Here is a 12,773-nt window from a genome sequence, read left to right on the forward strand (position 1 = left end):
AAAAGTATTACTTTTCCTGTATCACGGAAAATAAACCTGAATTGTTTCTTCTAATCCACTTTGTGATACGACTTTTGAAGGATATCATGCAGGTATTCATAAAACCCATGGGACACTTCATTCAATCCATAATTATCCTCCACAAAAGACCGCGCGTTGCGCCCCAGAATTCGAATATTAAAATCCTGATTAGCCATCCGGTCAAAAGCATTGAGAAATTCTTGTTGGTCGTTTACTTTGATAAATTCCTTTTCCGGGGTTGCCGGAATACCTTCGATTCCAATTTGAGTACTCAACACGATCTTACCCATCGCCATCGCTTCAAGAATTTTAACGCGCATCCCGCTTCCTGAGAACAACGGAACGACAAAGTAGTCATAACGCTGAATAAATTCAATGGCATCCGCTACCTCACCATGAACGATGATGCTCTGTGATGCTTGATTCCTGATTTTGTCCGGCAAATTTCGACCCGCAATATGCAGCCGAAATAAATTCGGATGCCGTACTTCTATTTTCGGCCAGACTTTGGATAAAAACCATTGCAGTCCTTCCACATTGGGCCGCCAATCCAGTGATCCAATAAAACCAATCTCTATCCATCCATTCTGCGAAGACTGCCGAATCGGGTACCGGCTCAGATCTATACCGAGTGGCAGGGTATAGAGTTGCCCCCGATACCCCAGTTCTTGATATTTGGATTTATCCACCGGACTGATCGGTATCAGGTAATCAATATCATGAATCCGCGTAAATTCATAATCCTTCAATTTTCGAGCTAATTTTCCAAGATACCATTTCAGTATCGGATTGCGGTTGTTTTTCGATAAACGATCCCAAATTTCAAACTCAAGGTTGTGGGAACGAAAAATAATTTTAGCTTGAGAATGTTGTTGTATGGTTCTGATATAAGGAACCATATATAAACTCTCTAAAATAATAAAATCATAGTCTTCGCTTTGCTGCGTTAACATATCACACAATGCAGCTTCAAACTCAGGTGCAATAAAACGCTTGAGGTGATAAGAGCTCCCTTCCAACAAACTTCCCAAAGCCTGAAAAACACTAAGACCAGTATCTATCGGCACCCATTTGACAATCCGATATTGGGGCATCGATTCAAGAACATCCGAATCAACCGCCGTAAAGTGTTTTTGAGTGTTCATGGCCAATAAATCCATAGTTACTCCAAGGTCAGCCAGTCCCTTACTGATGGCGTTAACCGCCACAGACTCCCCATCCTTCATCGGCCATGGAAATTTTTTACAGAGCTGAAGTATTTTCATATAATTCAAAGGTAAAATATATTAGGAAACGGGAAAAATTGCATTATTATTCCGATATTTGAAATAATAACTGTTAAATGTTACAAGTCAAAGATATACACAAAAGTTTCGACGACCTGGAAGTTCTTAAAGGTGTAGACCTAGACGTACGGCTGGGAGAAATCATTGCAATCCAAGGCAAATCCGGGGCCGGAAAAAGTACCCTCTTACAGATTATCGGCACATTGGATCGTCCGGATCAGGGAACCATATTGTATGAAGGCCAGGATATTTGGCTCCAATCAGAAAAAGAATTAGCCCGGTTTCGAAATCAAAACCTGGGCTTTGTCTTCCAATTTCATCATTTACTGGACGAATTTACAGCATTGGAAAACGTGAACATACCAGCGTTGATTGGCGGGCATATGAAAAAGTCGGACATCAAGGAAAAAAGTCACAGCCTACTGGATTTCATGGGGTTGGGAGATCGGATCCACCATTACCCCAGAGAACTTTCTGGTGGGGAACAACAACGGGTGGCCATTGCAAGAGCGCTTATGAATGATCCGGTGTATCTGCTGGCCGATGAACCCACGGGGAATCTGGATACAGAAAACAGTCGGCACCTGCTGTCGCTTTTTCAGGATCTGCAGGAAAAGCTGAACCAAACCATCGTTGTTGTGACCCATGACGAGGCCTTCGCCCGATCGTGTGACCGGATCGCATTTATGGAAGATGGGCGAATTATACGAATTGAAAACTAATTGATCATTCCAAAAAATCAGATATCGGATTTCTGAAGTAACAATTTATCCATTGGTACTTCATATGCTGCCCACTGAGATCTAAATTGTTCTTCGGGGTCCATTTGTTCACTAATCAGCTCAAAGTTCAATGGGTGCCGCCCTTTCAAGTCCAAACTGAGTCCGGCGGTACGCTGCCAGTTGCCATAATTGGAACACGGGTCATAATCGAGAAGCACCGTTTGGAAATAACTGGCTCCCAACAACCAGTGCACTTCCATTTCATCGATCAGGAAATAAGATACAGCCTTCCGCTGGCGGTGGTTCAAATAACCGGTCTCTGATAAGCATTTCATGCATGCATCTACGTAGTCGTGTCCCGTTTTTCCAGCAACCCACTGATGAAACAACCCGATATCCCAATTTCCGGCTTTTCCTGGTTTATGTTGAAAACCGCCCTTTGCGAACAACGTTTTCGGTTCTTTTTTACCCGTCAGTCGATAATAATCCCGAAGAATTAATTTCCGTTTGAAAGTCTGTTTGAATAAGTTGCTCAGACCTTCGTGCGCCTCCACTTGATGATACACAAATTTGGGTGATAAATTTCCATTGGAAAGCCACGGTGATATCCGCAACTGTTCGTCGCCCTGGTTAGTGATTTCATAAAGACTTTTCATCAATTGGGATTCACCGGCGACTTGTCCGCCAGTAAAATCCAGATTGGTATAAGCATCATCGTAGCCAAAGGCAGATAGCTTGGGAATGGGTCCCGGATCCAGATCCAGATCAGGAAAGGGAAGAATTTGATCCTGGCTAGGAAGTGGATCCCTGACCGTGATGAAATGCTCTGTTTCTTTGAGAAATGAGGCATATTTATCGGGGGTTCGTCGAACGGGAAAGGGCAAGTCCGCTGTATGTATTAACATTTTGCCCCGGTAATAATGCATCTCTTGGCCCAGGCTCCACAACCGTTCTTCCAGTGCATCCTGCACCGATGATTCATGGGGCATCCGCTCCCGATTGCAGTATACACCGGCAGCTCCGTATTTTTCCGAGAGATTATAAATCACATCTTCCGGCTTACCAACCCGCACTACAAGATCAGACCCAATTTCCCTCAGATAGCGTCGCAGATCACGAATTGATTCCAGCAAAAACTGAATCCGGGTTCGATACATCCGGGGTATCCCGCCCGGCAATTCGCCATTTACCAACCTGGAGTCTATTACATAGACCGGTAAAATGGTCTGTGCAGCAGCTGATATTTCCTTTAATGCCTCATTATCATGCAATCGCAAATCATGGCGAAACCATAAAATCGCTAACTCTTTTTTCATACTCTATTTATAATAGATCTAAATTACATATAATAATCAACAAATCCATTTTATGACCTTTATATTTACAATCAAAATCAAGGAAAGATGACACAGAAGACACTTTTATTTTTCTCCATGGCTATTTGGGCTGTGTTTGCCTGTCAGGGTGAAAAAAAATCAGAAGCTGAAATTCAGTACGATCTCTATTATGACAGCATCATGGTTATCCACGATCGAACCATGCCTTTGATGAGTAAAATCGAAGATTTACGGGGCCAACTCAAAAAAGAACGTAAAGACGTCATTAATTCAGACCCCAATACATTTCGCAAAATCAACAGATTACTCGGTGAACTCAACAAAGCTGAAGATGCCATGTTTGATTGGATGAATGGATTCAAACCGGACACAGTGGCCGAGGACCAAAAACTAAATTATATTAAAAGTCAATTTTCTCAAGTGGAACACATGGAAGGTCTGATGCTCGGCGGGATCGGAATGGCCGAAGATCAGTTGGAGAATAAACCTGCCCAATAAGCCGTTCTCAGGATAAGTACCACGTGCGATTAAATCCAAATTGAATCACAAAAGGCGAAATATCATGAAATTACTTTCAGAGAAAGGATCGATTTTTATTTTTTGTATGCTGTTTTTCCAAATCCTAGGATGCCAATCCAACCAAGAGGCCCCGTTGCCCATTCTCGGGATTCCTGAAATTCAGAAAAACGGAGATACTTTGTTTCATACCATCCCGGAATTTAGCCTGGTTGATCAGGATAGCAACAAGGTCACGAATTCGACATTTAAGAATAAAGTTTATGTGGCTGATTTCTTCTTTACATCCTGTCCATCCATTTGTCCCATTATGACCAGACAAATGAAACGGATTTATGAACAATTTGAACATGAAAACAAGTTGATGTTTCTCAGTCATTCGATTGACACACGCCACGATAGTGTACCTGTGCTGAAAGCTTACGCAGACCGACTTAATATAAACCATGACAAATGGCGGTTTGTCACCGGTGACAAATCAGAAATATATGCACTGGCCAATGACTATTTTAATGTGGCTTACGAGGACGAAGATGCTCCCGGCGGTTATGATCATTCTGGCAAACTGATCCTCGTCGATTCACAGGGTCATATCCGGTCATTCTGCGATGGGACCGATCCCGAATCGGTCGATGAATTCATGAAGGATATCGCCCAGTTGTTGAACGAAGAAAAGAAGAGACAAAACCAACTCACGCATCAATGAAACCAAACCGAGGTTCCTCCATTGTAAGAGCGGGCTGGAAATCGACGTACGAATTACCGCCCGGGTTGAACCGGATTAAAATTACTTTTGGGTCAATCTTCGCCCTATTTTTTATCTTCTTCTTATTTGATGGATGTACCGGTCCATTTACGCAGGGAAAGGCGCTTTATGAAGCAAACTGCAGCCGATGCCATGGCTCGGACGGTCAAGGATTTGAGAATTTGTATCCAGGGATCCGGGAATCACCCTATCTGCATGAAAAAAACCTAAATTTGGCCTGCGTCATAGTTTATGGAAGTACTTTTCTGGATCAGAACAGTCACAAATCAGCAGACCCTCTTATGCCTGAGAATAAACACCTGACCTCCGTGGAAGTATTGAATATTGTCAATTATCTCTCCTGGGAGTTCGGGAAGCAAACGCAGCATACGATCGAATCTGTCATGCGCAATCTCGAAAAGTGCGAACCCTGATAAGAAGTTTCAAATATTAATTGTCCGTGATTAATCGGGTATTTGTAGTAAGTTATTTATTTTAGCCCTTTATTATGGTAGAATCAATCACTCTATGAGAATCAACTTCATTTTCTTAATTCTACTTCTGGCCGCTTCTTCATGGGCTCAGGATATTACCTGGTCGTCGAACCGACCACAGAACACATTGATCGAAGACTGCGGGCAGGGGGAGTTTATTCTGACCAATGAAGGAAGTACCGCCGCCGATTTATCCATTTCGTTGGACGGAAACTATGATGATGATGATTTATCAACCGATGTCTTGCCCAATGTAACCATCCAACCCGGAGAAGCTTATTCTTTTGTAATCGAGGCTGTGAAGGATGATCAAATCGAATCGGACGAATACGTCACGATCACGATCACGTCTGGAAATGCTATCCTTCATGAGGAAACTCTTAGCCTGGAGGACGAATTGTTCCTCGAAGCTTCGGCGATGCAGGATTTTTCCGCTTGCCCCGGAGACGAACTTGTTCTCACGGCATCCAGCAACGGAAATGTCACTTGGATGCCCGGTAATGTAGTAAGTGATACGCTGCTTTTTTCTTTTCAGGACAACACGGAAATGACGGTGACCGCCAATCAGGGAAGTTGCATGGAGTCAGCTAACTTCACGATCGAATCTGAAGTCAACGTTCAGATAAACACAGCGGACACTTTGTATCTTTGCGAAGAAGATGCACCGGAAATAGTCACGGCCACGTTAACGAATACCAACACGGTCCAATGGGCTTCACAAGGCTTTCAGTTTGCCCAGGGTGCCGGAAATACCATCGAAATTAATCCGGTGTCGTCTGGCTGGCTCTATGCGACCGTCTCAGCCGGCAGTTGTGTGGTCACGGACACGGTATATGTCCAGGTAGACAGTCTTCCTGAAATAACATTCGACACCATTCCAAATAAAGATCCATATTGTCCCGGTGAGATCGTAACGATTTACGGAATGAAACTGCAACAAGACCGTTATCCCGACGTGACCTATGCGTGGTCTCCAGAAACGGGCGTAATTTCTGATGTCAAAAAAGCAAATCTCACAGTGACGACCACTGACACCATTACTTTTGTGCGGACCACCACCAACAATGCATGCATAAGTCATGACAGCGTCACCTTAAATGTTGACAACCCACCTATTCAGCTCAACTTCACAGATACTTTAATATGCCCTAATCAAACCGTAGAAATCGAGCTTCTCAACCCAGAACGCTTCGAATCCTATGAATGGGGCCCCGAAGAAAAAGTAAGTTGCACAGAATGCGTTAAAACAAAAGCCACCGTCCAAGAATCTTCGACAATCACACTCAACCTTAAAACCGAGCATTGCCCCACCAGCGCAAGCGTCAACATCAATGTAAAACCGCCAAACCCCATCACCATCCAGGGAGATGGACCAGTATGTCCAGGCGAAGACATTCAGTTGACGGCTGTAGAAAGCGAACAATATGAATCATTCAGCTGGGCCGGTTCCGTAGATTTTTCATGTACCGACTGCCCCAATCCGACGATCAAATCCGATGAAATCAATTCAGCTACATTGACAGCGGTTGACGCCAATGGCTGTCTGGGCACCGGGAATTTTGTTTATTCGATCCACCAGGTACCCGCCGTTTCTATCGGCATCGAACCTTTGGAGGTTGCACAGGGTGAAACCATCACGGCTAGTTTGCTAACGGATGAATCTGAAGAGTTTACGGACATTGTATGGGAAGTCAACGGAGACATCACCGACGAAACGACGATGAAAGCAAATTTGATTATGGCTTCTGAAGAAAACATGATTACTGTCACTGCACGAACAGAAGACGGTTGTCCGGTCATGGCCACCATCACGGTCAATGCTACCCCGCCATCTTATACCATTCCGAATGCTTTTACGCCCAATGCCCAATCCAATAACATCTTTCGGGTCATCACCAAAGGCAACATCACTGTGAACCGCATGCGCATTTTCTCCCGTTGGAGTCAGTTGATCTATACGGATGAGAGCGGCGAAGGATGGGATGGAACGCAAAACGGCAAAAAAATGCCTTCGGACACCTATGTGTACATGATCGAATTGACATTGCCCGACGGTCAGAAAATCGAAGAAACAAGTGAGGTGACGCTTATCAATTAATTCCGTGTTTTATTTTTGTTAACAGGAGCGATCTATGAACCTGGTCATCGATGTGATACGGATTTTTATTATCTGAATCCAACTCCGTTTTTCACGTTATTTAACATTTTATTTTCGGTCAAAGTCGTAACGAATGTGCGTCCAATTCGTTCTTAATATGAACGTAACCACTAACTCATTTTTATATCATTTATCCCAATGCAAAAAACCAAACAAATATCAGTACTGAATGCCAAAGAAAAAGAAGTTCTAGTTGGTCTGCCCAAGACAATTTCCCGTACTCTTAAGAAACAACTGGAGTTGCTTACAGAGCCGTTTTCAGGCTCCAATGGTCTAAATGCCAAAATCAAGCGGGTATTTAGCAAGCCTCAATGAAAATTGATTTTTCCTCGATCATTCTATGTTTTTGAGCCGTAATCTTTTACTCCATGCTGAGTTTAAAGGTCCGATGAGCCCCCTTTTCATATGGAATTCGAGCACCCCGGGTTCGAACCCTGATTTCTGATGAAGGAACCGAAACATCCCTGTTTCGGGCGGGTAAGCATTCATTGCACTTTAAAATCTATAATCTTATAGCTGCCGGAATAGTATTCTATTTCAAGGAGTTAGTCATAGAAGCGAATAAAGTCTCATCTCGGTAAAGCCGAGCTGAGACAGAAAGTTCAGTATGACTGAGCAAAATATCGCCAAGGGCAAGACCGAATGTGGTCAATCCACATTCCCCGCCTTGGCTGTGGGAGGGCTCTGTCCCGAGGATAATGTATGAATCAAAAGTCAAACGTCACCCAAAATTGGGCTATGCAATATGCCCAATTTTGGAATTTAAGCAATTGATAAACTGCGTGTTATGCATCATAATAGTTTGACGTGGTGAATAAAGCGAGATCAGGCTCTTGACAATGAAGAGCTGAAAAAAAAGAATTTTGTTCATAGATTGTGTGTAGTATTAATGAGTTCGTCCACCAGTGCTCTGAAGTGTCCACTCCCATGGAATAACCGATCAATTCTCACGCAATAAATGGAAAGACCTGGCCGTGCAGACACGGATTCTCAAAAGGCAAAAATCTTCACCCCAGTGAAACCTATACCTTTATTGAACCCAATTAACACGGACAGGTCAACCTGACAGGGTTTTTTATATCACCGGTGCGACACCTTCACGGATAATCTCAGGCGTTTCATCGGTACAATCAATAACGCTGGACAAATGTGTTTCCTGGATTCCTCCATCGACAATTACATCGACCAGTTTTCCAAACCGTTCTTGAATTTCTTCCGGATCAGAATAATATACCTCCGGTCCCTCATCAGTTTCTACTTTCAATGAAGTACTTGCCAGGTAGTTGTCCAGCCCAGATATAATATCCAGGGCAATCGGATTCTCAGGTATTCTGAAACCGATGGTTTTTCGTCGGCTTTGCACCACTTTGGGAACCTTACTATTCGCTCTTAGAATAAAAGTATATGGTCCAGGCACATTCCTTTTCATCAGCTTAAAAACATCATTGGGTATCGGCATGGTCAATTTGGACAAAACACTAATATCCGGACTCATAATGGTCATAAAATGCTGATTTCGCTGTGTTCCTTTGATTCTGTGGATGCGTTTAAGCCCTTCTTTATTGTTGGCAAGGCAGGCTAAAGCATACACTGAATCGGTTGGATAGATCATAATTCCCCCATCGTTGAGGATATCAATCACTTTTTGAATCTTACTCCCCTGAGGGTTCTCGGCGTTAATTTTTAATACCATTTTTTATTACATTTATTCATCTAAATCGTCAAGCATATTCGCAAGAAGGTCATTGAAATTCATATGACCATCCCACACTTCTTTGTTTAAAACATTGTATTCAGACAAGGCATGGAGTATAAACTCCTTCCAAAAAATACGATCTTGTGGTTGATCAATATAATCAAACACGATCTCGTCCAAATAAGGAACCTCGTTCAAAGCTCGTTCAAAATCTTTATCGTTCACATCATTCTCGAGCTCCACGATGTGCCCGGTCGAAAACCATGCCCGTAATTCCACAAAATGCGGATCACCGTCAAAGGCTTCAGCCGGATCTGGTACATAGGTTTTAAATTCTTCTTTTATAGCCTCACCGATCAAATCGACAGCGACTTGATAAGGTCCTTCCTGTTCCCCTTCATAAACCAGCTCAATTTTCCCGGTGATGGCGGGAATCATGGCGTATACATCTGCCAGACGAACGGTGCTGGACGTTTCATTGTTCTTGAACATCCGTCTTTCTACGGCGCTGATAATATTTTCATAACCGGAGATGGGCATGCGAGCGGAAACTCCACTGTTTTCATCAACCATATCAGAATCTCGGGCGATAAACCCGACTCGTTCAATCAGATTGAATATGGTTTCCGGTACCTTTATTTCAGGTCGGTTTTCATTGAGCCGGGCTTCTTGTTTTGTGATTTTTTTGGCATCTTCAATATCACGGGGATAGTGGGTCAAAATCTGACTTCCAATCCGATCTTTTAATGGGGTCACGATACTTCCACGATTTGTGTAATCCTCCGGGTTAGCGGTGAATAAAAATTGAATATCGAGAGGCAACCGCATCTTAAATCCCCGAATCTGAACATCTCCTTCCTGAAGAATATTGAAAAGTCCAACTTGGATCCGGGGTTGTAAATCTGGCAGCTCGTTAATCACAAAGATAGAACGATGAGCTCTTGGAAGCAGTCCGAAATGAATAACCCGTTCATCCGAATAAGGCAGTTTTAGCGTAGCAGCCTTGATGGGATCAATATCTCCGATCAGATCCGCAACGGTCACATCCGGCGTAGCCAGTTTTTCTACAAATCGCGCAGACCGATGAACCCATTCCACTGGGGTGTCATCACCCTTTTCAGCGATCAGGTCTTTGGAAAACCGGCTGATAGGATCCAGGGGATCATCATTGATTTCACTTCCGGCTACGACGGGCATGTATTCATCCAATAAAGCAGTCATCTGTCGTGCGATTCGTGTTTTGGCTTGGCCTCGCAGACCGAGTAGCAATATGTTGTGTTTTGCTAACAATGCTCGCTCGACATCTGGAATTACCGTGGTATCATACCCCACGACGCCTTCAAAAACCGACTCGCCGTTTTTGATTTTATGGATCAGGTTTTCTCTTATTTCTTGTTTAATACTCCGGGGTTGATAGCCTGACTTCTTTAGCGCTCCCAGAGTAGTGATCTCATTCTTTGACTTCAAATCCATCTTATTTCCATTATTTCCTGTCATTAAATTCAACTTCTTATAAGAAGGAACCAAATAAATATCACATTGTTGTATGACAATCACGAATTCCCAGCCATATATTTTTGAAAAAATTTTATGGTTTCAGATTGAGCACTTTATAGCGGACGAAATTGAATGGATGCGCTGAAATTATTTTGAATTTATCGTAATTTGGACTTTTAATATACGGAGGAATACCATCCATGATCAAAAGTTACACCATCCACATTCTCAATCACAACTTCATTCCGGATCGTCTTATATCCAGGCTGATAGAACAAATTCTACCCCGAAATGAAAATATTAAATTGAAGTTTTGGGACGATGGATCGGATGAAAAATATCAACCACTACTTCATGAGATGGCCCAGAAATACGACTTCCCTTTCATTAATTGGGAATTAAGGCAGACCAATGTCGGTCGGGCAGCGATGCGACAAAAAATTCTGGATCACGACTCGAAAGGATGGATGCTATCGATCGACTCGGATATGGTTCCCAATTCTGATTTTATCAACCAAATGATTTCGTCTTTGCATAGTAGGAAGATCATTTATACCGGAATTCATTACTATCAACATGATGTACCAGCAGATAACCTGCTATTGCATTGGAACTATGGTAGACGAAGAGAAGTTCCCGCACAGTACAAAGCTCCTTATGTCCATTTCTCGACCGGGATATTTGCCTTGCATTCCGTCCTGGCTAAAACGCTAAAATTTGATTCTTCTATCCGGTCCTATGGTCATGAGGACACGCTTTTTGGATTATTGATTCAAGAAAAAGGATTTTCGGTACAGCGTACGGGTATGAAAGCGGTACATGGTGGCTTAAGCTCAAACGAAGATTTTATTAAAAAACAATTGACGGCCGTCCGGAATTTACAAAAGGTAATCGTGCAATACCCCCAATACCGAAGTCAATTAGTCCGTTGGGCTCAGCGGATTGATAAGCTACCGGTAGCAACTAAATGGCTACCCAATGCAAAGTTAAAGCGCTGGTGTATCAGAAAGTTACTTCAATATCCGGATCGATTGGCCTTACTGGATGTACTTAAATTGAATGAACTTTTGAGTGTAATTTCAGATAATGAATGAGGCTCTTCATATTTCTACTCCTATCGGCTCCCCGATAAAAGGTTTCTTCTTCACAAATCCGATTAACAGGGCTTCCACTGATCATAGCGCACCGATCCATGTTTTGTACATCATGTCTCGAACGAAAGTACTTTCACATATTGACCCCACATCTGCAGTCCACTCATACTGCCTACCGTTTCTGCTTCTATTTCTACTTGACGTCCTTCGTTTTTAAGCTGTTCTGGCATGTTGACCGGTATATATTTTTCTCCATCTTCTGATTCAATCCCCCAAAATCCGGTCTCCAATGTGATGTATCTAACTATTCCCCTGATTCTCATAGGTCATGTGATTTTCTCTGTTTTGGTGCTTTTCTTTTTCCAGCAATATTTTCAGCATTTCATGCTGCTTCTGAAATGCCGTTTGCATGGTTTCCATTTGGTTTTGGAGGGCAGTATTTTGATCCTTTCTGGAATGATCAAAGGTCGTAATCCGATTTTTCACGTACCATACTTCACGAATATCATTCACATTTAGCCGGTAGGGTTTAAACTCTTTGTTATCTGAAATCAATAACAAATGCCGGTGACGGTGAAGATTGTTAACTACTCTTTTAACCACGACATTGCCTCTTGATACGATCACATATACATGGTGGTCACGAATGTTGGTGATCCAGTCTTGGGGTTCAATAAACCGGCAAACCACTTTATCACCAGGTTCCAGATAAGGGATCATGGAATCGCCTGAAATATCAAAGGAACGAAATGTGCCATACTGAAAGTCATACCCGGGCAACCGATATGACGGCAGTTCACTGACAAAATCAGGATCCATCACTTCGGCGGCATATCCTGCCATGGCCGGAACGGGAACGTGCAGAATTTTCTCCTCATTATTGTCATCTGTGACTACGGTCAACAACCGAAAATGCTCTTCCTGTTCGGACCGCATAAACATCTTTCCTTCTCCCAAATAAAGGAAAGTTGGATTGATGCGGAATACTTCGACGGCAGACCGCAAGGGTTCCATAGGAATGTCCCGTTCGCCTTTCAAGACCTTATTGAGATTCTGAGGAAGGTAATTGATCTCCAATGCAAATTGTCGACTTGACCGTACCTTCCCTGATTCTTTGAGAAAATCATGGCACTGGATAAATCGTTTGGTTACATCGCTTATCATGTTGCTGGGCAGGTTGTTCTTGCAATTTAAGAACAATTATAAT

Annotated in this window: 13 protein-coding genes; 7 read left to right on the forward strand and 6 right to left on the reverse strand. The window is 42.9% G+C overall.

The window, feature by feature from the left end:
- Positions 1-50: 50 nt before the first annotated feature.
- Entirely contained in the window at positions 51-1,286 is a 1,236-nt protein-coding gene (locus tag KUV50_RS12930) for a glycosyltransferase (RefSeq protein ID WP_222580581.1), read from the reverse strand.
- 77 nt (positions 1,287-1,363) lie between these two features.
- Here KUV50_RS12930 and KUV50_RS12935 point away from each other — a divergent pair, with 77 nt between their 5' ends.
- The gene (locus KUV50_RS12935) at positions 1,364-2,029 is read left to right on the forward strand and encodes an ABC transporter ATP-binding protein (RefSeq protein WP_222580582.1); all 666 of its coding nucleotides are present in this window, start codon (positions 1,364-1,366) and stop codon (positions 2,027-2,029) included.
- Between the two features lie 17 nt (positions 2,030-2,046).
- Here KUV50_RS12935 and KUV50_RS12940 read toward each other — a convergent pair whose 3' ends face one another.
- A complete protein-coding gene (locus tag KUV50_RS12940; RefSeq protein WP_222580583.1) occupies positions 2,047-3,345 on the reverse strand; it encodes a deoxyribodipyrimidine photo-lyase in 1,299 nt (432 codons plus the stop codon).
- Between the two features lie 87 nt (positions 3,346-3,432).
- On the opposite strand from KUV50_RS12940, the gene KUV50_RS12945 reads away from it, so the two are divergent.
- From KUV50_RS12945 to KUV50_RS12965, 5 genes are all read left to right on the forward strand, one after another.
- Positions 3,433-3,864, forward strand: coding sequence for a hypothetical protein (locus tag KUV50_RS12945; RefSeq protein ID WP_222580584.1), 432 nt, complete (start codon positions 3,433-3,435; stop codon positions 3,862-3,864).
- Between the two features lie 64 nt (positions 3,865-3,928).
- Positions 3,929-4,588 carry an SCO family protein gene (locus tag KUV50_RS12950; RefSeq protein ID WP_222580585.1) on the forward strand — a complete coding sequence of 220 codons (660 nt, stop codon included), beginning with the start codon at positions 3,929-3,931 and terminating at the stop codon, positions 4,586-4,588.
- On the forward strand, positions 4,585-5,061 hold the full coding sequence (locus KUV50_RS12955; RefSeq protein WP_222580586.1) for a c-type cytochrome: 477 nt from the start codon (positions 4,585-4,587) through the stop codon (positions 5,059-5,061). The genes KUV50_RS12950 and KUV50_RS12955 overlap by 4 nt, the downstream gene beginning before the upstream one ends.
- 94 nt (positions 5,062-5,155) lie before the next feature.
- Entirely contained in the window at positions 5,156-7,219 is a 2,064-nt protein-coding gene (locus KUV50_RS12960; RefSeq protein ID WP_222580587.1) for a T9SS type B sorting domain-containing protein, read from the forward strand.
- A gap of 198 nt (positions 7,220-7,417) precedes the next feature.
- Entirely contained in the window at positions 7,418-7,594 is a 177-nt protein-coding gene (locus tag KUV50_RS12965; protein ID WP_222580588.1) for a hypothetical protein, read from the forward strand.
- A 760-nt stretch (positions 7,595-8,354) separates the two neighbouring features.
- Here KUV50_RS12965 and KUV50_RS12970 read toward each other — a convergent pair.
- Positions 8,355-8,972, reverse strand: coding sequence for an L-threonylcarbamoyladenylate synthase (locus tag KUV50_RS12970; protein ID WP_222580589.1), 618 nt, complete (start codon positions 8,970-8,972; stop codon positions 8,355-8,357).
- Positions 8,973-8,984: 12 nt separating this feature from the next.
- A complete protein-coding gene (locus KUV50_RS12975) occupies positions 8,985-10,472 on the reverse strand; it encodes a magnesium chelatase (protein ID WP_261395190.1) in 1,488 nt (495 codons plus the stop codon).
- 200 nt (positions 10,473-10,672) lie between these two features.
- Here KUV50_RS12975 and KUV50_RS12980 point away from each other — a divergent pair, with 200 nt between their 5' ends.
- Positions 10,673-11,566, forward strand: a complete 894-nt coding sequence (locus KUV50_RS12980; RefSeq protein WP_222580590.1) for a glycosyltransferase — start codon at positions 10,673-10,675, stop codon at positions 11,564-11,566.
- 110 nt (positions 11,567-11,676) lie between these two features.
- Here the strand turns inward: KUV50_RS12980 and KUV50_RS12985 are convergent, their stop codons facing one another.
- Entirely contained in the window at positions 11,677-11,889 is a 213-nt protein-coding gene (locus KUV50_RS12985; RefSeq protein ID WP_222580591.1) for a hypothetical protein, read from the reverse strand.
- Entirely contained in the window at positions 11,867-12,730 is an 864-nt protein-coding gene (locus KUV50_RS12990) for a helix-turn-helix transcriptional regulator (protein ID WP_222580592.1), read from the reverse strand. Before KUV50_RS12990 ends, KUV50_RS12985 begins: the two co-directional genes overlap by 23 nt.
- Positions 12,731-12,773 lie beyond the last annotated feature (43 nt).

It is taken from the genome of Membranihabitans marinus, from assembly GCF_019802045.1.
GTDB classification, from domain to species: Bacteria; Bacteroidota; Bacteroidia; order Chitinophagales; family Saprospiraceae; genus Membranihabitans; species Membranihabitans marinus_A.